Here is a 24,212-nt window from a genome sequence, read left to right on the forward strand (position 1 = left end):
CGGCAACGCGACGACAGGAGAGGGGCCGAGTTGGCGGGCCGCGAAGACGTCCGGTAATCGACCTGCAGAGGCGTACGGTAATCGACAGTATTTTTCCGCGAGGGCGGGTACGAACGTCTCGTGAATATACGGGGGACCGTCACGGCACCGGGCGAGCAACGAACCGTGACCACGCGGTACGGCGAACGCGACCTCGCGGAGGTCGTCGTGCGACCGGACGACGACGTGCCGCAGACGGTGACGCTGTGGGGCAAGTGGGCCGAAACCGCCGACTACCTCGAAGAAGGGATGGAACTGCTGGTGACGGACGCGGAGGAGTCCGAGTACGACGGCGAGACGACGTACGCGACGGGGAAGGAATCCTACGTCGTGGTCGAACCCTCGTTCCTCGTGAACGTGACCGACGTCCGCTCGTGGGTGCAGTGTCCCCGGATGTACTACCTGAACAAACTGTCGGCGATTCCGCTGAACTACCCCGTCGTGAAGGGGACAATCGTCCACGAGGTGTTCGGCGACCTGCTCCGCGGTCGGGAATTGGACGACTCCATCGAGGAGCGCGTCGAGGAGGTCGGCCTGCAACTCGGCCTGCTCGGACGCGAGACGGACGAGGTGGCGGGCGAGGTGCGCCAGAACGCCCGCGCCATCGAGGGCTGGCTCGAACAGGGCGTCCTCGACGACACGGACGACTGGCGAAGCGAGTACACGCTCATCAGCGAACAGTTTGGCATCAAGGGACGCTGTGACGCGCTCCGACGCGGGATGCCGGTCGAACTGAAGACGGGAAAGAACACGAACCGCGACCCGCGATTTCAGGACAAGATTCAGGCGGCCTGTTACGCCCTCCTCCTGCAGGAACGCGGCGTTCCCGCGGACACGGGCACGCTCCTCTACACGAAGAACTCCGCGCTGGACCGCACCGAGGAGACGGGCGACCTCTCGCCCGCGAAGGAATTTTCCATCGGCAAGGGCCTGCTCGAATTCGTCGTCAGGACCCGCAACGAAATCGCCGCGGCGGAGTTCGACATGGACGTGCCGACGGGCTACGAGGCGAACGCCAAGTGCGAATACTGTTTCGAGAAGGACACCTGCATGGTCGTCTCGGGTCGCCTGAATCAGGAGTCGAAGGCGGGACAAATCGGACGGCCGATTCCCGAGGAAGAGCGCGCCTACTTCCAGGAGAAGTACGAGCAGATAGAACGGGAACGGCGGGCGACCCACCGCGAGTACGCAAAGCTGTGGGAGCAGACGGCCCAGGAACGGGCGGACGACGACCGGGCGCTCATCGGCTTGGAACCGACGGGACAAACGCAGATAGAGGGCGGGCGCTGGGAACTCCGCGCCCGACGGACCGACGACGCCGTGTCGAAGATTCGGGAGGGCGACGTCGTGTTGGCCAGCAAGGGCAATCCCGTCAGCGGCCACGCGGAACTGGCGCGGGTTCGGCAACTGGGCGACGAAATCGTCGTCATGACGGACGAACCCGTCGAACTCCGGCGACTCGACGTCTACCCCTCGGAGTTCTCCGCCGACGGAATGTTGACCGCGCTCCACGACGCCCTCCTGAAGGGCGACGAACGACGGAAGGACGTGCTGTTCGGACGACGGGAACCCGAGTTCGAGTCGAATGAACGGACGTTCATCGGGAACAACGACGCCCAGAATGCGGCGGTCAACCTCGCGGTGAACGCGAAGGACTGCGCGCTCATCCACGGCCCGCCCGGAACGGGGAAGACCTACACCATCGCGCGGACCATCCGGGCGCTGGTGGAGGGGAGCGAGGCGACGGAATCGTCTCGAAACGGAGGCGGTGACAGCGAGGCGCATCGAGCCTCGGGCGGTGCGAGCGGGCAAGGCCCGCGAGCAGAAACCGCCGGAGGCGGCAACCGCGTCCTCCTGTCGGCGTTCACGAACCGCGCGGTGGACAACGCGCTGGAGGCGCTCCGGGAGCAAGGGTTCGAAGAAGAGGAAATCGTTCGCGTCGGCACCGAGAGCGGCGTCCGCGAGGACATGCAGGACGTTCGTCTGGAGCGGAGCGGCGACCCCGGCGCGCGCGTCGCCGAACTCGAAGGGGCGAGCGTCGTCGCCGCCACGACGGCGACCTGCGGGTCACGAATCATGCGCGAACAGGCGTTCGACGTGGCGCTGGTGGACGAGGCCTCGCAGTTGACCGAACCCGCCACGCTCGCGGCCATCAACCTCGCCGAGCGGTTCGTCCTCGTGGGCGACCACCACCAACTGCCGCCCGTGGTCCAAGCGAACGACGCGGAGGCGGACTCCGAAGAGAGCGCGGACGGTGACGGCGCGGGCGGCGACCTCTCGACCTCGTTGTTCCAGCGACTCGTGGACCTGTATCCCGACGCGTCGGTCATGCTGGACCGTCAGTACCGCATGGCCCAGCGGATTCAGGCGTTCTCGTCCCGCGAGTTCTACGACGGCGCGCTCCGCCCGGCGAACGGCGAGGTCGCGGCCCAGAAAATCGAGGATTTGCCGAACGTCGAACCCGAATCCCTGCCGCCGACGCTCCGCACCGGCGTCGCCTTCGTCGACCCGGACGGGAAGACGGCGGGCAACACGAATCCGGTCGAAGCCGAACGCGTCACGGAACTCGTCTCCCGGTTCGTGGAGGCGGGCGTCGCCCGCGAGGACATCGGCGTCATCGCTCCGTTCCGCGCGCAGGTCGCGGAGATATCCCGGCGCGTTCACGAATCCGTCGCGGTCGATACGGTGGACCGGTTCCAGGGGTCGAGCAAGGAGGTCATCATCGTCTCGTTCGTCGCCACGGGCGACTTGGACAGCCCCATCTTCGACGACTACCGCCGGGTGAACGTCGCGCTGACCCGTGCCAAGAAGTCGCTCGTCCTCGTCGGCGACGAGCGCGCGCTTCGCTCCTCGCCGCTCTACGACCGGATGGTCGAGTGGGCGACCTAAGCGCTTTCGTCCCCGTCGTCCGTACCTCGGTTCATGAACGATTCCCTCCCGGACTACCATCTTCCCGACCGTGACGTGACCGTTCTCTCGCCACCGGGCGGAACCGCCGTCCCGCCGCGGGAGGCCGCTGAGCGCGCGATGGCGGACCCGCACGGCCCGCCCCTCGCCGAACTCGTCTCCCCGGACGAGACGGTCGCAATCGTCGTGACGGACGTGACGCGGGCCACGCCGGACGACGTGCTGTTGGACGTGCTCCTCGCGGAATTGGCGGACGCCGGGGTCCCCCGAAAGCACGTCTCCGTCGTGCTCGGACTCGGCCTTCACCGTCCGATGACCGACGAGGAGATAGCCGACGCGCTCGGCGAGCACGCGGACCTCGCGGAGAACCACGACGCGGACGCCGCAATCGAAGTCGGAACCGCCGAAACGACCGACGGTGACGCGGTACCCGTCGAACTGAATCCGACCGTCGCGGACGCGGACCGCGTGCTCTCGACGGGGATGGTCGAGGCGCACCAGTACGCCGGGTTCTCGGGCGGCGCGAAAACCGTCGTCATCGGCGCGGGCGGGGAGTCGCTCATCCGATACACGCATGGCCCGGACCTCCTCTCGCGGGAGGGCGTCAGACTCGGCCGAATCGAGGACAACCCGTTCCGGGAACTGCTGAACGACGCGGGCGACGTGGCCGGACTCGACTTCTGTCTGAACGTCACGCACGGCCCGCAGGGGATTCTCGGGGCGAGCGCCGGACACCACCGCGCGGTGGTCGCCGACCTCGCCGAAACCGCGAAGGAGTCGCTGTCGGTCGCGGTCGAAGGCGAGTACGACGCGGTAGTCGCGGGCGTTCCCGAGGCGAAAGCCGCGAACCTCTATCAGGCGACCCGCGCCGCGACGTACGTCGTTCTCGGCGACCGAAACCCGCTCCGGCCGGGAGGTCGGATCGTCGTTCCCGCCGCCATGCCCGAGGGGGCGGGCGAAGGAAAAGGAGAACAACGATTCTACGACAGACTCGACGGCGCGAGCGACCCCGAGAGCCTCTACGACGAGATGCGAACCGGCTACGAACCGGGCGCACAGCGGGCCTTCGTCGTGGCCCGCGTCCTCCGCGACCACGACGTGTTCGTGACCGGAAGCGAGCATCCGGCAATCGTCGAGGATTGTCTGATGCATTGCCGTGAATCCGTCGAGGACGCCATCGAACCCGGAAGCGACGTGCTGGTCGTTCCGAACGCGCTCGATACGCTGTTGGTTCGGCCGGAGTGAGAAAGGGTGGGAGGAGTCGCTACCAGAGGACGTGCGGCCAGACGAACTGGAACAGCAGCCAGATGAGGCCGGTGAGGACGACGGTCATTATCAGGTTCAACACGACGCCCGCACGCATCATCTGCTCCTGTTTCAGGTACCCGCTCCCGAAGACGATGGCGTTCGGGGGCGTGGCGACGGGGAGCGCGAACGCGAAACTCGCGGCGATGGCCCCCGAGACGGAGAGGAAGACGGCGGCGGCGACGTCGGTGAGGCCGAGCGTGGCCGCGAAGACGCTCCCGATGCTGATGAGGATGGGGATGATGATGGTCGCCGTGGCGGTGTTCGAGGTCATCTCGGTCAGGAAGATGACGAGGAGGACGACGATGCCCACGACGAGGACGATGGGCGCGCCGGTGAGCGACGTGAACACGGAGTCGGCGATCCACTCCGTCGCGCCGGTGGTCGCCAGCGCGTCGGCGAGGGCGATGCCGCCGCCGAACAGGAGGATGGTCCCCCAGTCGATGTCCACCAAATCGTCCCACTCCATCGTGTCCGCCAGCACGAGCGCCGGAACCGAGAGCAGGCCGACGACGACGTAGTAGAGCATTCCCTGATGGCCGTCGATACCGAAGACGCTCGTTCCCTCGCCGCCGAACAGCGTGACCGCCCACGCGGACGGCAGGTACGGACCGATGAAATCGCCCAACCCGCCGACCACCCACAGGAGGGCTGTGCCGGTGAAGATGAGCGCCACGCGTTTTCCGCGCGGACTCAACTCGCCTTCCTCTTCGAGGTACTGCTGAGCCATCTCCTGTGCCTCGCTCACGTCGTCGATTTGGGGCGGATAGAGGAGATACGTGAGGACGTACCAGACGAGCGGGAGGGTGATAGCGACGATGGGGACGCCGATGAGCAACCACTGGGCGAAGCCGATTTCGTAGCCCAGAATCTCGTTCAGTTGCGAGGCCAGCACCGCGTTGGGCGGCGTCCCGATGAGCGTCCCGACGCCGCCGACGCTGGCCGCGTAGGCGGTTCCGAGAAGCATCGAGACGTGGAGGTTGGTGAACGGTTCGTCTCCGTCCTCGACCGCGACGGTCCCGCCGTCGGGGGCGGGCGACGAGTCGGACGACCCCGCCGTAGTCGCCGCGCTCGCCGCTTCCACCGTTTCCCGACCCAGAACTTGCGACAGCACGCCGAGCGCGATGGGTGTCATCATCGCCGCCGTCGCCGTGTTCGACACCCACATTGAGAGGAACGCCGTCGCCAGCATGACCGCGAGGACGAGACGGCGCGGCGACGACCCCATCACGGACATGATCCAGAGGGCGATTCGCCGGTCGATGTCGTACTTCTGGAGCGCGTTCGCCAGCATGAACCCGGCGATGAACAGGAAGATGAGGTGGTTCGCGAAACCCGCCAGCGCCGCATCGAGGTCGGCGTAGACGCCAAATATCGTGAGCACGACGGGTATCGACAGCGCCGTCACGGCGAGCGGGAGCGTCCCTGTCACCCAGAGAAAGCCCGCGAAGAACATCGTTGCGAACGCGAACTGCCCGCGGACGGAAAGCCCGGCGGGCGTCGGGGCGGCGGCGATCACCGCCGTCCCGATAAGCGCGATAACGAAGAGAACGAGTCGCCTGCGTGGATCCGTCTGTGTCATTGGCAGACAGACGCATGAATTCGCCACGAATAGTTCTTTCTATATTGTGAGGAAGTTATAATAGATGGGGAATTTACGGATGTATTTTCGATTTTATCGTCCATACATGACGTTTCAGATATGTGTGCCATTGCTATCGCAAATGATCTTCTACAACGTACTCGAAAATCGACCATCGAATTCACTCTGGTTGGGTGAAATTTATGTCCGTTAGAGACAGAAACTTCCTATTGGAATGGCGTTAGACGACGAGGATCGAAACGAACTGTGGAGGGGCATCGGCGTTGGCCTCCCGCTTGGAACTGGTGTCGGAATTATCACCGGGGATTTGGCCCTGTGGATGGCCATCGGTTCGGCAGCGGGTATCGCGCTCGGCACTATCTTGAGCCGAAGACAGGGATAAGAAGAAGTCATTCCTCCGAAATCGACTCCATAACACGCTCGTGGAACTCCTGTAAGACCGCACTCTCGTCCTCCGCCAGCACCACGTCGCTCGCCATCAACGTCGCCAGTCCGAACGCCCGCGGCGTCGGCGATTTCACGCGGTGTTGCACGACGTCGATGTCGCCCGCTCGCACCTCGCCGAGAATTTCCTCGACCGCTTCGAGCGCGAGTTTGTCCTCCACGATTTCGCGGTACGTTTCCTCCATGACGGCGAACTCGCCCAATTCGTCGGCGAAGCCGAGCAGCATCTCGCTGGACACCTGCTGTTCGCTGGCCGACTTCTCGTAGCCCTTGTAGCGTTTCAGAATCATCAGCGAGCGCGTCGCGTTGATGCGGAAGTAGCGCTGGAGGAGGTCGGTGCCCGAGAGCGCGTCGCGCAAATCCCCGCGTACATCGTCGGGGTCGATGTCGGCGATGATGCCGGGGACGTCCACCTTCCGATTCAACGGCATCGAGACGGTAAAGCCGTTGTCCGCGACGGCGACGCCGACGTTCGTGTTGGCCGCCTGCGCACAGCGGTAGGCGACGACCCGCGAGAGGCCGTCGTTGAACCGCCGCCCGTAGTTCGAGTGGACGTAGTAGTGGCGCTCGTACTCCTCGCGGTCCATCTCGATTTCGACGGTGAGCCGTTCGTCCGTGCTGACGCTCTCTTCTCCCGCGTAGCGGACCTGTTCGTCGAACATCCGCGCGATGGCCCGGACGCTGTTCTCGTCCAGCGGGAACTCCCGAAGCCACACCCGAACAGCGGGTTTGCCGCGGTCGGTCAACCGCGAGAGGAGTTCGCCCTGAAACGCCGCGATTTCCCGCCCCAAATCGTAGGAAAGCGGCAGGCGCTCGGAGAACCACGACGGTACCGTCGGGCGGGCGCTGGTACGGTCGGCGTACACCTTCGACCCGCGCCGATATTTGTACTCGAAGTGCTGGCCGCCGAGGACGAACACGTCGCCCTTCTCCAGCGTGTCGAGATAGCTCTCGTCCAAATCCCCGACCCACTCGTTGTCCGCGCGGGTGAGCACGTCGCAGGTGAACGAGTCGGGAATCGTCCCGATGTTGGTCATGTAGATGACGCGGGCGAGTCGCCCGCGCTTTCCCATCAACGGCTCGCCGACGGGAAAATCGGGATAGTGGTACTCCCCGTCCGACGGATCGTTCTCGTCGTGCCACACCTTCGCGTAGACGTTTCTATCCTCCATCCCGTCGTAGTCCGCGGTGAGATACCGGAGGAGGGAATCCCACTCCGAATCCGAGTAGTTTCGGTACGGATACGCTCGCCGGAGCGTCGCCTTCACGTCGTCCGCCGGGCGAACCTCGTTTATCGCCATCCCGTACACCTGCTGGGCCGCCACGTCCTGTGCGTTCTCGGGGACGAATACGCGGTCCACGAAGCCCTCCTCGGCCTTCTTCAGCATGACCGCACACTCCACCAGTTCGTCCCTATCGAGCGCGACGACGCGGCCGGTGACGGTTTGCCCGAGACGGTGGCCGGCCCGGCCGACGCGCTGGAGCAGGGACGCGACGCTCTTCGGCGAACCGACCTGCACGACCAAATCGACGTGGGGCATGTCGATGCCGAGTTCGAGGCTGGTCGAGGTGGTCACTACATCGACTTCCCCGTTTTTCAGGCGCTCCTCGATACGCTGGCGGGATTCCTTCGAGAGACTCCCGTGGTGACAGCCCGAGTTCTCCTCGTCGTACTCGGCGAACGTCTCACGGAGGTTCTGCAGGACTCGCTCCGCCCCCGACCGCGTGTTCGTGAAGACCAACGTGTTCGTGTGGTCCTGAATGAGGTCGTGCAGTTGGTCGTAAAACCGGTCCTGCACGACGGCCCGCGGCGTGTGCACGAGGTCGTCGGTCGGACACCGGAGTTCGAGGTCGAACTCGCGGACGAATCGCGTGTCCACGAGTTCGTAGGGGCGACTCTCCCCGCCCGGTTCCGCCCTGCCGACGAGGAACTCCGCGATGTCCGATAGCGGTTCGACCGTCGCGGAACAGCCGATTCTCGTCGGCGACGAGTCGGCGATGTTCTCCAATCGTTCGAGACTGACCGACAGGTGCGTCCCGCGCTTGCCATCGGCGAGGCTGTGGATTTCGTCCACGATGACGTACTCGACGCTCCTGAGTTTGTCCCGGAACTTCGGCGAGTTGAGCAGGATGGCCAGCGTCTCGGGAGTCGTGTTGAGGATGTGCGGCGTCTCCTGCAGCATCTTCTGCCGCGCCGTCTTGTCCGTATCCCCGTGTCGGATGGCGTGACGGATCTCGCTCACGTCGTCCATCTTCTCCCGAATCCCCGACAGCGGCAGTTCGAGGTTGCGGTGGATGTCGTTGGCCAGCGACTTCAACGGCGAGACGTACAGACAGTACACCGAATTCTCCAGTCCGGTCTCCTGTTCCCGTCGAAACAGTTCGTTGAGAATCGCGGTGAACGACGCGAGCGTCTTCCCGCTCCCCGTCGGCGACGCGATGAGGGCGTTGTCGTGGCCGTGAATCAGCGGAATGGCCTCGCGCTGTGGCGGCGTGAAGAAGCCGCCGTTCTCGGGGACGAACGCGCCGAACTGCTCGACCCACCATTCGCGCACTGCGGGTTCGAGGAGGTCCAACGTCGCCTCGTCTTCGATTGCGACCGTCTCCGGGTCGAAATCGAACTCCTCGCGGGCCAACAGCCCTCTCGCGTCCATTTGTTCCGCGTTGGTATCGGGCGGCAAAGAGGGTTATGCCAGCGGAGTGAAAGTGAAATTCGAAACGAACCTATCACTCCTCGGCCGCGAGGCGGTCGATGGCGTCGAGCGCACGCCGACAGACGGGAACGTAGCCCGCCGCGAGAAGGGGAAGTTCGAAGACGACGCGACTCCCCGTTTCGAAACCTTCGACGCGGTGGCCGGTCGCCGGAACGCGCGCTACAGTCCACGTCCATCGGAACTCCTCGCAGGTCGTGATTTCGAAGGGAACCCAGACGCCGAGCGGCGTCCGAACCCGGCCGGTGGAGCCGACTCGAATCACGCGGTCGGAACACTCCACGTCGGTGACGGACGGTCCCCACGACGGCCACGCGGTCGTATCCGTCAGCACGGTCCAGACGCGTTCCGGCGGGGCGGCGGTCGTCCGCGAGACGGCGATGTGACGTCCGTCGGGTCCGCGTTCGACTCGAACCTCGCTCTGCATACCGGGACGACGCGACGAGGGGCGAAATCGGTGTTGCCCGACACCGGCGGTTCGACGACGGCCGCCCTCGCTCCGTCGTCCGGCGACCACCGACTACCGAACACGGACTGACCATCGACTACCGAACCCGAACCACCGAACCCTCCCGCGGCGACCGCCACGACGACCGCCAGCACACTGCACGACTGAACCTTTTTCACCCTCCCGCACGGGGAATTACACATGCGAATCACGTTTCTCGGCACGGGAAGCGCGATGCCGACCGGCAGTCGGTTCCAGACCGGCATCGTCGTCGAGGACGACGGCCGTCGCGTTCTCGTGGACTGTGGCAGCGGCGTCCTCCACCGTCTCCAGCAGTCGGGCGTGGGCTACGAGAACGTCTCGACCGTCCTCCTCACCCACCACCACGTGGACCACGTTTCCGACCTCATGGCCCTCCTGAAAGCCCGCTGGCTCGCGGGCGAAGAACAACTCGAAGTCGTGGGTCCGACCGGGACCAAGGCCTTCATCGAGGGCCTGCTCTCCGTCCACGACTACCTCGACGGTCGGGTGGACCTCCAAGTGCGCGAAGTCGTCCCCGGCGAAGAGTTCTCCGTCGCCGGTTTCGACGTCGAGGGGTTCGAGACGCGCCACTCGATGGACTGTCTCGCCTACCGGTTCGGGGACGCGTTCACGTTCAGCGGCGACAGCGAGGCGTTCGAAGGGTTGGCGAACTTCGCGGACGGGAGCGACGTGCTCGTCCACGACTGTTCGTTCCCCGACGAGGTGGACGTTTCGAACCATCCTACCCCGTCGCAACTGGGCGAAGCGCTGTCGGGGACCGACATCGGTCGCGTCTATCTGACCCACCTCTATCCGCACACGGACGGCAACCACGAGGCGATGTTGAAATCCATCGCGGAACACTACGACGGCGACGTCGGGTTCGCGGAGGACCTGCTGTCGGTCGAAATATAGCCTTCGACCGCCGTTCTACCCGTCTGCAGTCGTTCGTTTCGCGGGGTCGCCCGTTTCGACCGAAACCGATTCCTCGGGAAGCGAGAAGTTGGCGATACCGAGCGGTAGCTCCCGACCTCGAACCGTGAACACCCGCCGCAGTCGCAACGCTCCGTCCACCCACAACTCGTCGCCGCCGATGCAGTGTTCGAGTCGAATCGTCCCCCGCTCTCCGCTCTCGATTTTCGTGACTTCGACGTTCTTCGGCGGCGTCTCGAAGTGTTTCGTCCAGACCAACGAACAGACCGTCTCTCCGTCCCGTGAGTGCCCCACGCGGACGCTCCCGCCGACGACGTGCGCGTCGAGGGTACTGTCGTTGTCCAGCGTCAGTTCGATGGTGACGGACTCCCCCGACCGCTCGGCGGCCGTCTCGACGATCGAAACGTCCTCGACCAGCGGGCCGAACACCTGCTGTTCGTACCGCTCCGAGAGTTTCAAGCCGACGACCGGAACCAGCCTGACGAAGTAGTACACCGCGACGATAGCCAACTTCCCCGCCAGATACAGAAACATCCGTTCGAAATTTCGGCGGGACCGCTGGTAAGCGTTCTTGCCGAACGGACGGAATATAGTCCGACGCTCGAACTCAGTTCAGCCGATAGCGCAGCAGCGCGGCGATGCCGCCGAGGTTCGATAGCTGTTCTCCCGGCGCGAACTCGTGGGAGAAGACGGTCACGTCGCCGCCCTTTCGCTCCACGTCGGTGATTATCTCGTTCACGTCGATGTCCCACTCGCCGCCCGCCTCGTCCTCGCCGAGCGCGCCGCGTTCCTTCCGAAGCCGTTCGTCCAACACGAGCAACTGTTCGACAGCGCCGAAATCGGTCGCCTGCTTGACCTCCTCGATGCCGTAGGCGGCCTTCGCGCCCTCCCCGATTCGCTTCATCAGGTCGTCGATGAGTTCCGCCTCCTCGGCGATGCGCGTCTCGGCCTGCACGTCGTCCACGGCACCGCGTTTCAGTACCTCGTGGACGCCCCTGTCGCCGGAGGAACTCACGTCCACCGTCGTTATCTTCTCGGTCAGGTCGGGGTACGCCTCGGCGATGTGGTCGTAGGCGTCCTGTTTCGTGAACCCCGGTCCGGCGAGGATGATGGCGTCCACGTCGAGGTGCGAGAGCGCCGACCCCAACTGGTCGAACAGTTCGGTTCGGCCGCCCGCGTACTCGCCCTTTCCGGTCGTTCCGGTGAACGACGTGTACTCGTCCGCACCGTACTGGGCGACGGTGTGGATGTAGGCTTCGCCCTCCTCGACGGTGGCGATGGCCACGTCCGGGTTGTCCGTGGCTTCGACCGCATCGTCCAGTCGGTCGAGTTGGTCGCGTTTCCACTCCTTCTCGATGGTTATCTTCTCGCGCTCCTCGACGTTGAGGGTGTGGTGGAGGCCCAACTGGTCCTCCCGCGAGCAGTCGGTGATGACCCCGCCGACGCGGACGCGGTTGGCGAACCGGTGGAACTCCACGTCCTCCACCCGGAGCGTGATGTGCATGTGCTCGCGCTCGCCGCCCGTATCCCGCATCTGGTCGTCGGCGCGCTGGATGCGCCGGGTCGTATCACCCGACACGTCGTCGCCCGGTTCGAGGAGATACGTCAGATGCCAGAGGTCGTCCAGACTCTCGGGGACGAGCGTGATGCGCTCTCGGGTCCCGTCGATGGACGTTCGGTCGTGTATCTGCATGAATAGAAGTGTGTTTTCCGGCGGTAAGTGCCCTGCTATTCCTTTGGCGACGGAATCGACCACTATCTCGATATTCACCCCGAGTTTAAAATATATGAATCATATAATTAATTTTTATTTCTCATAGTTCATTAACGGAGCATTTATCCTATTCTGCTATTACCGTGTAGAAGATGTCAGGATACTCAAAGCAACCCACGCGAGACGACACCGACGTTATCGGTGCACGAATCGGCGCACAGATCATCGATACCATCGTTATGGGTGTCATTTTCTTCGTTACATTCTTTGTTTTCGGAGTACTCGGCAGTGTCGGCGGTGACAGCGCCGCCACGGGATTTAGCTTCCTCGGCTTACTCATCGGATTCTGCGCGAGCATGTTTTACGGGTTCTTCCTCGAAGGTTACTGGGACGGATACACCGTCGGCAAGAAACTCCTCGGAATCAAAGTCGTGAAGGAAGACGGTAGTCCCTGCACCTACGGCAGTGCGTTGCTTCGCAACCTCCTCGAAATCATCGACGGACTGTTTTACTACGTCGTCGGGTTCATCTTCATGGCGAGCGGTGATATGCGTCAACGCCTCGGCGACCGCATTGCGGGAACCGTCGTCGTCAAAGAGCAACCACAGAACGTCGGTTCCACGACCGAAACGCCGACCGAACCGAAAATGGCACCCTGACAACGTCGCTGTTTTCCCGGAAGCATAGCTCCCCCAATAGCGACGAGTCGTCCCGACGGAAACGAAAGAGAATCAGACCGCGGGTTGCCCGTCCTCGACTTCGGACCCCTTCTGCAGTCTGTGTTCGTCCGCTTCGGCGTACCCTCGTGCGTAGATGTACGCCGCGGTCACTTCCGCGTAGAAGCCGACGAACACGGCCGCGAGCCAGCCGAGGAGCGGGACCGCGCCGACGGCGCTCGCGATGACACCGGCCACGACGAGGACGCCCAGCGCCAGCAACCAGCCCGTTCCGTACTCCCCGTCGCGGAGGATGGGCATGAGCGATTCGTACTCGAACGCCGACCCCATGGTGTTCTTCTCGGCGAACCGAACGAGCGCGGCGGGAAGGGCGTACCACACCGCGAGTCCGACCACCAGCGTCAGCACGCCGCCGAGGATGGCCACGAGGCCGCCCAGCGCGGGCGCGTTGTCGGCGAGCGCCACGCCGCCGCCGACGAACACGACGGCCAACACCGCCGGTACGAGCGCGTAGACGAACATGATGACGACCGCCTTGAGTCCGTCTACCGTTAATTTCGTCCAGTCGCCGAATCCCGGAGCGTCGGTGTCTCCGTCCGAAACACGGCGCAGGACGCGAATCACGTATCCCTGCACGATGAGTGCGGGGATGATGAGGAACCCGAAGATGATGAGTAAGCCGCCGACGAGTATCGTCATCGCGGCGTCGTCACTGTCCTTCAGGTACCGGATACTTTCGTTGAACATTTGTGTCCCCCCCCCTCGGGTCGAATCCCGCAGATTCGCCCGATACAGTGCTCTAGACGACGCCTGCGAGCTTAACCGTTTGCTCGGAAAAGAGAACATGTTAGAACAGACCAACATCGACGGCGTGTCGGAAAGCTCACAACACCGAACCGACAACCGTTTGCGCATGGATTGGTCCGCGTCGAGGCGGCGGTTCGGTCGCTGTTGCTGTTCGGCAGTGATCGGGACGTTCGCGGGTTGTAACGCCCTCTCGGATTCGAACGGAGAAACGAGCAGTACGACGAAAACGAACGGTAGATCGAAAGCACACGGTCCGACCTCGAAATCAGAGCGGGACGCAATTCCGGTTTACGCAGTCAATCACACCGACGAGAAACAGGACCTCTCCGTCGTTATTTCCGGTGGTAAGGAAGTCATATCGAAGCGCTTCACCCTCGAAGCGGGAGAGCGAAAACGGATCTCCTCGGTCAGCAGTTCCAACCAGCCAATTACGGCCGAAACCCGGAACGGCCTGAAAAACAGCAAACCTGCAAAACCCGGCGCGCTGTCCGTGACCATCGACATCCGAACCGATTCCATCGACATTCGGTCGGAAACGCTCACCGAACGAAACTGAACTCAGTCCACCATCCGACTCCCGCCCGCCGGGAGGAACTCCTGAATCAGGTCGGGACTCGCCACCTTGCGGACGAACGAGGTGTCCGCAAAGCGCTCGCGGAACTCGCGGTAGAGGCGTTTCGCGGCGTCGTTCTGGGCGTACTGCCCCGGTTCGACTTCGATGACTGTCTCGGCCTGCTTCTCGATGGCCGACGGCGGGCCGCCGATGACGCGGGTGTTCGGTTCGACCGTAATTCCGACCGCGACGCCGACGGGCGTGTCCTCGAAGTAGGTCCGGTCGCCGCGGATGGCGAACCCGCCCTTCTCCAGATACTCGCCGCTCTCGGGCGTCTTCGACACTTGGTCGGGCGTGACCATGTAGGCGTCACCCGCGAAACGGCCGTCCTTCCACACCGACGAATAGGAGACGGCGAACTGGGCGGCCTCTTGCTTGCTCTGTTCGGGCACGTCCACGTCCTTCGACGGTTCGCTCGGGTCGGAGGTCTTCAGGATGGTAATGGGACCGCCGTGTGCCTGCGAGTGGAAGAACAGGTCGTTTCTGTCCATGTACTTCTTAACGAGTTCCTCGTTCTCGTCGGCGTTGCGCCCGCCGAGGACGAGAAACCCGTCCGAGGTGCGGAACCAGCGGAACCGCTCGTACCACTGTTCCTGCTTCCGAACCGGAATCGACGCCCGCGACAGCCAATCGATGTTCTCCGGTTCCGTCCGCTCCTCTTCCGGTTCTTCTTCCCACTGTTCGGCGCGTTTTTTGACTTCCTCCAACTCCTCGCGGGTGTCCTCGATGGCGGCCAGCGCGCCCTCCTTTTTCTCCTCGATTCGCTTGGCCTCCTGATAGAGGCGATTGGCGTTCTTCTCCACGCCGTCGTCGGGGAAGAGCGTGATGTCGGTGTCGTCGATTTCGACCGTGACGGTCCCTTCGCTCGGGTCGATTCCCTGCACGGCTTCCGCCGCCTCGATGCCGCGCTCCGCTCCCTCTTCGAATCGAGCTTCGATGTCCGCCCACGGCGTGTCCTCGGCGCGGGCGTTCCGAACCGTCGAGAGGATTTCGTCCACGAAACCGTAGTTGGCGTAGAGGAGTTCCGCCTTCTCTCGCTCGGCGTCCGCCTTCCGTTCGAAGCCTTCGATAGCGCCCTCCTGTTGGTCGATGATGCGCTGTTGCTTCTCGATTTGCGCTTGGAAGTCGGGTTTCTGCGGTTCGCCCGCGCCCTCGTTTTCGGACACGTCGAGGTTGGTGAAGTAGTCATCCACCGCCGCGTTGAACGAGTCGAACGCCTCGGAATCCAACCCTTCGTACTCTTCGAGCGGGAAGGGCGTCACGTCAACCCGAACGTCGTCCTCGTAGTAGACCCGCGGGTCGAAGTCACCGGTTTCGAGCGGTTCGCGGAGGCGCTCGATGGCCGCGTACAGCCGTTCGTACTCGTCCTCGTCGGCGTCCGCGATGTCCGTGACTTTCTCGACACCGGCGCGGGTACAGACCTCCTCGGCGTACAACCCGCCGAAGTTGAGTTGCGTCGCCAGCGTCCGAACCACGTCGGTGTCCGAGTCGTTCATCCGATACTCGAACTCCTCGTAGTCGATTTCAAGCGGGTTCACCCGCGAACTGGGGAACTCGTACTGGGACCCCGGCGCGACGGTTCGGGATTTGAGCCGAACCGTGTCCAGACAGTCGATGACCTCGTTGTTCTCGTCCAGCACGGCGACGTTGCCCTGTCCGAACAGTTCCGCGACGATGGTCGTATCGCCGTCCTCGCGTTTGAAGTGGAACTGGAGGATGCGGTCGAACTCGAACTGTTCGACGCCCGCGAAGTCAGCCCCCGAGAGGCGGTTGCGGAGCATCATGGCGAAGTTCGGCGGCCTGCCCGGCGCGGGCGGGACGTGTTCCGGTGCGACGGTGTGGGCGCGTTTCACCTCGCCCACTTCCACGAGCAGTTCGAGCCGACCGCGGTCGAAATCGCGCATCTTGAGGCGCAACAGGTCGTCGCCGTAGAGATACGCCTTATCGACCTTCGCACCCTCGAAGGAGTTCAACTCCCGCGTGATGGCGGCGAGGTCGATGCTCGAAAGCTCTCGCTTTCTATCCATATCCCACGGTTTCTCGGGCGGGAGGAAAGGCGTGTCGTTCGACGCGACGGTCACGGGACGATTCGGCGGAAATCAACAGTTCGTCACTCCGCGGGAACGGCGTACGGTTCGCCGCGCCGCCGGTTCCGCTTCCGGAGGTAGACCGCGTAGACGATGATAGCACCGATGAACGGCGGGATGAAGAACCCGATGAACATCCCGACGGCCCACATGTCGGCGGTGTCCATCCGGCGCTCTTTGGCATCTCGGTACACCCACGCCGCACAGAGGAGGGCGAGCGGAATCGCGAGGAACCACGGGACGACGATATGGATTCCGGCCATGGCGGCAGTTCAGAGGACGCCGCTAAGTATCTTGTCGTCCAACTCTCATTTTCGGAGGGACGTCCGACTTCGGTTTCGACGGCTCATCGAACACTCGTTTTCGACGACCCGTCAGCCGTTCACCCGTTTTCGGACGCGAATTCGCCCCGTTCGACCGACTCCTCGGCGTTCTCGACGGTGCGAGTCGCGCACAATCGTTCGAACTTCCGGTCGAACTGCTCGTCGGTCAGTTCGCCGCGGGCGTACCGATTGCGGAGCGCGACGACGGCCTCGTCCCTGTCGGACTCGACGGTCAGCAATCGCTCGACGCCGCGTTCGAACTGGGCTTCGCTGACCTCGCCGTCGGCGTAGCGACGGCGGAGGGTCGAAAGGGCGTCGTCGGTGGAAACGGTCGGGGTCGTATCGCTATCGTCCCGAATCGACGTTGAGGATGGTTCGTCGGTGGAGACGGTCGAGTTCGTATCGCTATCGTCTCGCATCGGCGACGAGGACGAGTCGTCGGTTCGGCGAGTGGGCGAGTCGTCGGTTTCGTGCATCTCGGGGTCGAGGGAGACGTGCAATACGGCCGCGAAGACGACGATGGCCCAGAGCGACACCGCGAATAGTAGGTTGCCCTTGAGGAACGCGATGAATCCAAGAGACGCGAGAAGCAACGCGCCGAGCGCGAAGCCGTCGAGCAGGATTCGAACTCCCGAATCGGCCATTATCGAACGGTCGAGGTGATAGCACAAAAACCAATCGACAGCGCTACTCTTCTCCCAAATCCCGCACGGTGAGCACGGGCGTCTCCGATCGACGGATCACCGTCTCCGCGACGCTCCCCATCACGAACCGGTCGATACCCGTCCGACCGTGGGTCCCCATCGAGAGCAGGTCGATGTCGTGGTCCTCCGCGTAGTCGAGGAGTTGCTCGGCCGGTCGTCCGCGGAGGAGTTCCCGTCTCGCGTCCGCACCCGCGCTCCGAACCCGCGAGACGGCATCGGCACACGCTTCGTTTCCCTCGCTCTCCATCAGTTCTGCCAGCGACCCCGACCGGGCGATGCGCGAATCGACGACGTAGACGACGTGCACGAAGGCGTCGTACGCCGCCGCGAGCGCGGCGCACACTTCGATGGCGCGCTCGGATCCTTGCGTCCCGTCGACCGCCAAGAGGACGTTCTCGTACTCCGGCGTGGGAACGTCGTCCCCGTTTCGAACCGTCAGCACGGGAACGCGGGCGAGTCGGTTGACCTTGCGCGCCGTGCTCCCCACGAAGTGGCGTTCGATGCGGCCGCGGTGTCCCGTCCCCATCGATATGCCGTCGATGTCGTGCTCCTCCACGTAGTCGAGGATTTCCCGGAACGGGAGTCCCGACGTCATCGCTTCCGTCACGTCGATGCCGCGCTCGCGCCCCCGTTCAGCCACCGCCGCGGTCGCCCGTTGCCCTTCCGTTTCGAGCAGGTCGACGAGCGTGGACAGCCCCTCGTCGGCGTTGCCCACCTGCAGTTGCGGCGTGTCGATGACGTACAGCGCGTGGACCGTCGCGCCGGTTTTCTCGGCGATTCGAAGGCCGTGTTCGATGGCCCCCGCCGTTGCTTTCCCGCCGTCCGTCGGAATGAGAATCGAGTCGAACATCGTCACCGATGCGTTCGACGAGCACGGACTTCAATCGATTTCCCCGCCGCCGGTCGGAGGGGGGAAAGGACAATCCGACGACGCGATGGATTTTGTCGGGAGCGCTCGAACTATTGAGGTAGCCATTTGTCATCCACCGCTGAATGAACGGTGGGGTGGCACGTGAGCAGCGCGACGCGTGACCACGGGGGTACGAATGGTGATTCCGCTTCAAACAGGTGTCCCGATTCCACCGATAACGAACAGTATGCTCGTCGTCCTCGGAATCGTCCTCGTCGCGTTCGTCCTGTTCGTGACGGAACTGTTCCCCGTGGACGTGACGGCGCTCATCGTCCTCGTCCTCCTCATGGTGCTCGGGCCGTGGACGAAGGTGTCGCCGACGGACGGCCTCTCGGGATTTTCGAACGAGGCGACCATCACGGTGCTCTCCATGCTCATCCTCAGCGAGAGCGTCCGGCGGACGGGCGCGGTGCAACTGCTCGGCCATCGCGTGGCGGGACTCGTCGGTGACAGCCAGTTCAAACAGGTTTTCGCAACGGTCGGTCTCGCGGGGTCCGTCTCCGGATTCATCAACGACACGCCCGTCGTCGCGTTGCTGGTCCCGTTCGCCTCCGACCTCGCCCACCGAGGCAACACGTCGCCGTCGAAGCTGATGATTCCGCTCTCCTACGCGGCCATGCTCGGGGGGACGCTCACGCTCATCGGCACGTCCACGAACCTGCTGGCGAGCGGCCTCGCACAGCAACTGCTCGGGCGCTCGCTCGGCATTTTCCAGTTCACCCCCGTCGGCGTCGTCGTCCTCGTCACCGGCGTGCTCTACCTCGTCTTCGTCGCGCCGCGGTTGCTTCCCGAGCGCGTCAGGCCGCGCGAGACGCTCCTCGAAGAGTACGAGGTCGAGGAGTACCTCGCCGAACTCGTCGCGCCCGAAACGTCGCCGCTCGTGGGGACGCCCATCTCCGACATTCCGGCCGAAGCGGGATTCGGCGGCGAGGTGAAGGAAGTACTCCGCGAGGACGCCGTGCTGTCGCCGTTTTCGGACGAGTTGGTGGAGCCGAACGACCACTTTCTCATCTCTGCGAGTCGGCCCGACCTCACCTCGCTCATCGAGGAGGAGGCGTTGAACCCGCTCCCAACGGTCGGCCGCGAACCGGCGGTCACGGAGGAACCGGCCCGGAGCGACGACGCGGAAAGCGTCCTCATCGAAGTCGTCGTTCCGACCGATTCGGCGCTCATCGGCGAGACCATCGAGACGAGCACGATACTCCAGCGGTACGACGCGACGCTCGTCGCCCTCCAGCGCGGCGACGTTCGACTGCCGCGCGTCCACGAAGCCGAGTTCACCGTCGGCGACCTGCTGTTGCTCCAACTCCCCGCCGACGAACTGGAACGCGTGGCCGAGACGCGCGACCTCATCGTCGCCCGGGAAATCCCCCGCGAGGACTACCGGTACGACAAGATTCCCGTCGCCGTCGCCATCCTCGCGGCCGTCGTCGGGTCGGCGGCGCTCGGTCTGTTGGAGATTCAGGTCGCCGCCTTGGCGGGCGTCGTGGGGATGGTCCTCTCCGGCACCCTCGCGCCGACCGAACTCTACGAGGGCGTAGACTGGACCGTCATCTTTCTTCTCGCGGGCGTGATTCCGCTCGGCATCGCCATGGAGAACACGGGCACCGCCGCGCTCCTCGGCGCGCTCGTCGCCACGACGGCGCAGTACCTCCCGACCGTCGCCGTTCTCGGCGTGTTCTACGTGGCGACGGTCATCCTCACCAACATCGTCAGTAACAACGCCACCGTCGCGCTCATGGTCCCCGTCGCCATCAACGCCGCCCGCGAAATCGGGACGAACCCGCTCGCCTTCCTGCTCGCCGTGATGTTCGCCGCCAGCGCGGCGTTCATGAGTCCCGTGGGGTATCAGACCAACCTGTTCGTCTACCGGCCGGGCGGCTACCGCTTCACCGACTTCGCCCGCGTCGGCATCCTGCTCCAGTTGATACTCGCCGTCGTCACGCCGATCACGATTGCGGTCTACTTCGGCCTCTGATGGTGTCTACTTCGGTCTTTGACGGGGCGCTGTCGTCGCGGTCGTGGGAGGACCCCACGGACTGCCTGAACGACCACCTCTATTTCCCTCCGACGAGAACCCGGGCGTATGACCGACCACGCGACCGACTCGTCCCCCACTACCGACTCGGCGACCGATTCGAACGACGCGCGGACGAACGACTCCCCGACGGTGCTCGTCCTCCGCCGGGGCACCCACGGCATGCCGGTATCGGACTACGCCGACGAACTCCGCGAGCGCCTGCCGAATCACGAAATCCTGCACGCGACGACCCCCGACGAGGAGCGCGAGTACATCGCCGACGCCGAAATCGTGACCGGGATGACCATCGACGAGTCCCTGCTCGCCCACGCCGAAAACATGGAACTGTTCGCGTGTGCCTACGCCGGAACGGGACACCTGCCGCTCGACGCGCTCGAATCGCGGGGTGTCGCGGTGACGAACGCCTCGGGGGTCCACGGTCCGAACATCGCGGAGCACGTCGTCGGCGCGATGTTGACCTTCACGCGGAAGTTCCTCCGCGCCGGGCGACAGCAGTCGCGCCGCGAGTGGCGGCACTTTCAGGCCCACGAACTGCAGGGGAGTACCGTGACTGTGGTGGGGTTGGGCGCGATCGGCCAGGCCATCGTGGAGCGGTTGGACGGGTTCGGCGTCGAAACGGTCGGCGTCCGCTACTCGCCCGAAAAGGGCGGCCCGACCGACGAGGTGGTCGGCTTCGACGACCTGCACGACGCGCTCGCCCGGACGGACTACCTCGTGCTGGCCTGCCCGCTGACGGACGACACGCGCGGCCTGCTCGACGCCGCGGCGTTCGACACCCTGCCGTCCCACGCCGTGCTGGTGAACATCGCCCGCGGCAAGGTGGTCGAAACGGACGCGCTCGTCTCGGCGCTCCGAGGCAATCACATCCGCGGGGCGGCACTGGACGTGACCGACCCGGAACCACTGCCGGAGGACCACCCGTTGTGGACCTTCGAGAACGTCCTCATCACGCCGCACATGGCGGGACACACGCCCGAATACTACTCCCGCTTGGCGGATATCGTGGCCGAAAACGTCGCGCACGTGACCGAGACGGGTTCCTACGACGACCTCCGGAATCGGGTTCGTTGAGGGACGATTCTCGGGGTCGTCCGTCACTCGTAGAAATAAATGGATGGCAAAAGCGGGGGTCCGCAATCGCGTTCGGTGCGTGCGGAACTACCAGATTTGGGCGGCGGGCGTCTCGCAGGTGTCACAGACGACCGCCTCGTTTCCTTTGTACGTGTCTCGAACCAACTCTCCGTCGGGACACCAGTGGCATTCTTCTCCTTCGAGGCGTCCGATGACGCCCTGCTCGGTCGTCAAACTCATTCCGTTTCCCATATTCCCCCTGCCGTGCTATGAATTTGCTGGCCCCACCGGTTCGTCGTACAGGTAGTTTATCCCCCAGCGGTCGCTAGGTGTGACCATGAGCGAACAGCCATCCGACCCACCGGAGAGCGACGAGGAGTGGCGCGATCGACTGACGGACGAGGAGTACCGCGTCCTCCGCGAGCAGGGAACGGAACGGCCCTACACCGGCGAGCATCTGGACCGCACGGACGACGGCACCTACGTCTGTGCCGGATGCGGCGCGGAACTGTTCGATTCGGACACGAAGTACGATTCCCACTGCGGCTGGCCGAGTTTCTACGACGTGCCGACGGAGAACGTCGAGACGCGACAGGACACCAGCCACGGCATGGTCCGAACCGAAGTCGTCTGCGCGAACTGCGGCGGCCACCTCGGCCACGTCTTCGACGACGGCCCGGAACCGACCGGAAAGCGCTACTGCATCAACAGCGTCTCGCTCGACTTCGAGGACGAGTAATCCGCCGGGTCGGTCGCCGAACGGCAGTCCACTACGAGGGCCGCGCGTGCATCCGGTACGCCTCATAGTTTTCGTCCCGCCTGGTATGCAAGGAGAGTCGCCACGCCCGCTACGAGGTGAGACTGGTTTTGTAGTGGTTGTCATCGGTACGAGAAAACGCTGATTTTGCTGTGACTGTACTCGCTATGAGAAAGTCCCCGAAAGCCCCCGCCCGCTCGCGGTTGCTTCAGCGACATCTCGATTCGGTGCAACTCGCACACCTCATCGAGAGGGGCCGCTGAAGCAACCACGCAAGCGCGACCGAGCGGCCCCTTTCAGTCCCAACCACAAACCGGTTCCGCACAGCACCGCGTGCTCGCGGCGTTGCCGCTCGCATTTCGAGGTTTCTTCGAACCCTCGCACGCCACACCCTCCCCAACCGATTGCGTTTCTCGGCCGTCGGCCTCCGATACCTGCGGGCCGCGGCCGCAGGTCAGCGAGACGTGACGCGTCTCGCAAGCCTCATCCCTCGCACGTTTTTCCGAGGCGACTCGGACGTGTTGTCCTCGTCGCCTCGCCAGCGCGCGCCACGATGGAAATCCAGTAGCGTGAAGCTGAATCGACTCTTCCGGCGCGTGCACCAACAACCCCGAGGACGCTCCGTCCGAGGGGTTGGTTGGTTATCACGCGAGGGATGAGCACTGGAGCGGAGTTCTCGTGAACGAAGTGAACGAGAGCACGGAAGAGCGTCGCTCTTCCGGAGCGAAGCGCGCAATCGGTTGGGGAGGGAGTGGGCTGAGGCGGTGCGGGTGCGGTTTCAGTGACGTCTGTCGTTGCAGTCACCGAAGCATCACTAACTCGTGTTGCAGTCACAGAAAAACCACCAACTCGTATCGAACCTGCTCAAAAATTCCCCGCAACCCCGATGCTCAACACACGTACCCAGTGCGCCAGCGTTCGACCGAAACGCTGTGCATGGGGATGTCGTGCTCCTCGAACAAATCGTGAATGTCGAGCAGCAACTCCTCGCTCACGTCCTCGGGGGACACCGCGCCGAGGCGGAGCAGGGTCTGTTCGGTGGCGATACGTTTTTCCGAAGAAGGTTCGTTGTTCGACATGCTTTGGGTAGCTGCCTGAAGCAAACGGGGTCAGTGCTCTAACACTGGCCTTTCGGCGAGTACCCCGGTTTGCTTCGTCCGACATATCAAATTCCGACTAGTTAATTCTATTGGTTCGGTGGACCGTGAGAGAGGGCGAAAACCGGTCTACTCTCCTTCGAACGAGGGTTCCTCGTCGCCGAAGAACGCGTCCAGTCCGCGCCGGTAGTCGTCGGTCGCGGTCATCCGCGCGATGGTGTCGGTTTCGGCGGCCATCTGGGCCGAGAGGTCGCGCCCTGCGCTCCGGTTGAACAGGCGCTTCGTCGCTCCGTAGGCGCGGGTCGGGCCGTCCGCGAGTTCCGCGGCGAGTTCGGCCAATCGGTCGTCGAACTCCGAGGCGACTTCCGTGGCGAGTCCCATCTCGACCGCCCGTTCGGGTGAAATCGTCTCGTCCAGCAGCGCAATCTCCTTCGCCCGGCGCAAGCCGACGAGTTTCGGGAGGAGGAACGTCGAACCGGCGTCGCCCGTCAATCCGACGCGCGGGTAGGCAAACTCCAACCGCGCGTCCTCGGCGAGCAGAACGATGTCGCCCGCCAGCGCGAGGCCGAACCCGCCGCCCGCCGCGACGCCGTTGATGCCGGTGATGACGGGTTTCGGTGCGCGCGAGAGGTTTTCGATGGCGCGGTGAAGCGAGGAGGCGATGCTCCTGAGCGTTCTGCCGTCGCTCGCGTCGCCCGAGAGCACGGACAGGTCCGCGCCCGTATTGAACGCGCCGTCGGACCCGGTGAGGACGATACACCGCGAATCGTCCTCGTACAGGTCGGCCGTGACCGTGCGCAGTTCGGACGCCATCGCGGGGTTCATCGCGTTGTGCGTCTCCGGCCGGTGCATCGTCACGCGCGCCACGTCGTCGGTCCGTTCGAGGGTCAGGTGGTCGAACTCTGCCATACGATTTATCCGAGCGGAATCGTGAAAACGATACCGCGACGGTTCGGAAAACGATTCCCACATCAGAAGGTTAAGAATTTAGTATCCCTCC

General features: G+C 64.0%; 21 protein-coding genes. 8 read left to right on the forward strand and 13 right to left on the reverse strand.

The window, feature by feature from the left end:
• Window positions 1–120: 120 nt before the first annotated feature.
• Together OPC11_RS02630 and OPC11_RS02635 are read left to right on the forward strand one after the other, a co-directional pair.
• A complete protein-coding gene (locus OPC11_RS02630) occupies window positions 121–2,928 on the forward strand; it encodes an AAA domain-containing protein (protein ID WP_264780919.1) in 2,808 nt (935 codons plus the stop codon).
• Window positions 2,929–2,961: 33 nt separating this feature from the next.
• A complete protein-coding gene (locus OPC11_RS02635) occupies window positions 2,962–4,191 on the forward strand; it encodes a lactate racemase domain-containing protein (protein WP_264780920.1) in 1,230 nt (409 codons plus the stop codon).
• Window positions 4,192–4,210: 19 nt separating this feature from the next.
• On the opposite strand, the gene OPC11_RS02640 is transcribed toward OPC11_RS02635, so the two are convergent.
• The 3 genes from OPC11_RS02640 to OPC11_RS02650 form a co-directional block, all read right to left on the reverse strand.
• Complete coding sequence (locus tag OPC11_RS02640; RefSeq protein WP_264780921.1) at window positions 4,211–5,833, reverse strand: SLC13 family permease; 1,623 nt, start codon at window positions 5,831–5,833, stop codon at window positions 4,211–4,213.
• A gap of 410 nt (window positions 5,834–6,243) precedes the next feature.
• Window positions 6,244–8,952, reverse strand: a complete 2,709-nt coding sequence (locus OPC11_RS02645) for an ATP-dependent helicase (protein ID WP_264780922.1) — start codon at window positions 8,950–8,952, stop codon at window positions 6,244–6,246.
• A 73-nt stretch (window positions 8,953–9,025) separates the two neighbouring features.
• Window positions 9,026–9,436: an SRPBCC family protein gene (locus OPC11_RS02650; protein WP_264780923.1), complete on the reverse strand. Its 411-nt coding sequence runs from the start codon at window positions 9,434–9,436 to the stop codon at window positions 9,026–9,028.
• 222 nt (window positions 9,437–9,658) lie between these two features.
• Here OPC11_RS02650 and OPC11_RS02655 point away from each other — a divergent pair, with 222 nt between their 5' ends.
• Window positions 9,659–10,393 carry an MBL fold metallo-hydrolase gene (locus OPC11_RS02655; protein ID WP_264780924.1) on the forward strand — a complete coding sequence of 245 codons (735 nt, stop codon included), beginning with the start codon at window positions 9,659–9,661 and terminating at the stop codon, window positions 10,391–10,393.
• 15 nt (window positions 10,394–10,408) lie between these two features.
• Here the strand turns inward: OPC11_RS02655 and OPC11_RS02660 are convergent, their stop codons facing one another.
• Together OPC11_RS02660 and OPC11_RS02665 are read right to left on the reverse strand one after the other, a co-directional pair.
• On the reverse strand, window positions 10,409–10,945 hold the full coding sequence (locus OPC11_RS02660) for a hypothetical protein (protein ID WP_264780925.1): 537 nt from the start codon (window positions 10,943–10,945) through the stop codon (window positions 10,409–10,411).
• Window positions 10,946–11,018: 73 nt separating this feature from the next.
• Entirely contained in the window at window positions 11,019–12,104 is a 1,086-nt protein-coding gene (locus OPC11_RS02665; protein WP_007977691.1) for an mRNA surveillance protein pelota, read from the reverse strand.
• 173 nt (window positions 12,105–12,277) lie between these two features.
• On the opposite strand from OPC11_RS02665, the gene OPC11_RS02670 reads away from it, so the two are divergent.
• Complete coding sequence (locus tag OPC11_RS02670; protein ID WP_007977692.1) at window positions 12,278–12,784, forward strand: RDD family protein; 507 nt, start codon at window positions 12,278–12,280, stop codon at window positions 12,782–12,784.
• Between the two features lie 72 nt (window positions 12,785–12,856).
• On the opposite strand, the gene OPC11_RS02675 is transcribed toward OPC11_RS02670, so the two are convergent.
• Window positions 12,857–13,549, reverse strand: coding sequence for a DUF4013 domain-containing protein (locus OPC11_RS02675; protein ID WP_264780926.1), 693 nt, complete (start codon window positions 13,547–13,549; stop codon window positions 12,857–12,859).
• Between the two features lie 166 nt (window positions 13,550–13,715).
• Here OPC11_RS02675 and OPC11_RS02680 point away from each other — a divergent pair, with 166 nt between their 5' ends.
• Window positions 13,716–14,165, forward strand: coding sequence for a hypothetical protein (locus OPC11_RS02680; protein ID WP_264780927.1), 450 nt, complete (start codon window positions 13,716–13,718; stop codon window positions 14,163–14,165).
• 2 nt (window positions 14,166–14,167) lie between these two features.
• Here the strand turns inward: OPC11_RS02680 and rqcH are convergent, their stop codons facing one another.
• The 4 genes from rqcH to OPC11_RS02700 form a co-directional block, all read right to left on the reverse strand.
• Window positions 14,168–16,249 carry a ribosome rescue protein RqcH gene (gene rqcH / locus OPC11_RS02685; protein WP_264780928.1) on the reverse strand — a complete coding sequence of 694 codons (2,082 nt, stop codon included), beginning with the start codon at window positions 16,247–16,249 and terminating at the stop codon, window positions 14,168–14,170.
• An 83-nt stretch (window positions 16,250–16,332) separates the two neighbouring features.
• Complete coding sequence (locus OPC11_RS02690; RefSeq protein WP_007977697.1) at window positions 16,333–16,572, reverse strand: hypothetical protein; 240 nt, start codon at window positions 16,570–16,572, stop codon at window positions 16,333–16,335.
• Between the two features lie 119 nt (window positions 16,573–16,691).
• A complete protein-coding gene (locus tag OPC11_RS02695; protein ID WP_264780929.1) occupies window positions 16,692–17,276 on the reverse strand; it encodes an SHOCT domain-containing protein in 585 nt (194 codons plus the stop codon).
• 43 nt (window positions 17,277–17,319) lie between these two features.
• Window positions 17,320–18,186 (reverse strand): universal stress protein, encoded by an 867-nt coding sequence (locus tag OPC11_RS02700; protein ID WP_264781326.1) that lies wholly within the window; start codon window positions 18,184–18,186, stop codon window positions 17,320–17,322.
• Window positions 18,187–18,433: 247 nt separating this feature from the next.
• On the opposite strand from OPC11_RS02700, the gene OPC11_RS02705 reads away from it, so the two are divergent.
• Together OPC11_RS02705 and OPC11_RS02710 are read left to right on the forward strand one after the other, a co-directional pair.
• On the forward strand, window positions 18,434–20,224 hold the full coding sequence (locus OPC11_RS02705) for an SLC13 family permease (RefSeq protein ID WP_264780930.1): 1,791 nt from the start codon (window positions 18,434–18,436) through the stop codon (window positions 20,222–20,224).
• Window positions 20,225–20,332: 108 nt separating this feature from the next.
• Window positions 20,333–21,358 carry a D-2-hydroxyacid dehydrogenase gene (locus OPC11_RS02710; protein ID WP_264780931.1) on the forward strand — a complete coding sequence of 342 codons (1,026 nt, stop codon included), beginning with the start codon at window positions 20,333–20,335 and terminating at the stop codon, window positions 21,356–21,358.
• Window positions 21,359–21,445: 87 nt separating this feature from the next.
• Here OPC11_RS02710 and OPC11_RS02715 read toward each other — a convergent pair whose 3' ends face one another.
• Window positions 21,446–21,598, reverse strand: coding sequence for an HVO_A0556 family zinc finger protein (locus tag OPC11_RS02715; protein WP_175424075.1), 153 nt, complete (start codon window positions 21,596–21,598; stop codon window positions 21,446–21,448).
• A 97-nt stretch (window positions 21,599–21,695) separates the two neighbouring features.
• Here OPC11_RS02715 and msrB point away from each other — a divergent pair, with 97 nt between their 5' ends.
• Window positions 21,696–22,097 (forward strand): peptide-methionine (R)-S-oxide reductase MsrB, encoded by a 402-nt coding sequence (gene msrB / locus OPC11_RS02720; protein WP_264780932.1) that lies wholly within the window; start codon window positions 21,696–21,698, stop codon window positions 22,095–22,097.
• A 908-nt stretch (window positions 22,098–23,005) separates the two neighbouring features.
• Here the strand turns inward: msrB and OPC11_RS02725 are convergent.
• Both OPC11_RS02725 and OPC11_RS02730 read right to left on the reverse strand, forming a co-directional pair.
• Window positions 23,006–23,194 carry a hypothetical protein gene (locus OPC11_RS02725; protein WP_264780933.1) on the reverse strand — a complete coding sequence of 63 codons (189 nt, stop codon included), beginning with the start codon at window positions 23,192–23,194 and terminating at the stop codon, window positions 23,006–23,008.
• A gap of 147 nt (window positions 23,195–23,341) precedes the next feature.
• On the reverse strand, window positions 23,342–24,121 hold the full coding sequence (locus OPC11_RS02730) for an enoyl-CoA hydratase/isomerase family protein (RefSeq protein WP_264780934.1): 780 nt from the start codon (window positions 24,119–24,121) through the stop codon (window positions 23,342–23,344).
• Between the last annotated feature and the right edge of the window lie 91 nt (window positions 24,122–24,212).

It is taken from the genome of Haladaptatus sp. T7 (assembly GCF_026008575.1).
Taxonomy (GTDB): domain Archaea; phylum Halobacteriota; class Halobacteria; order Halobacteriales; family Haladaptataceae; genus Haladaptatus; species Haladaptatus paucihalophilus.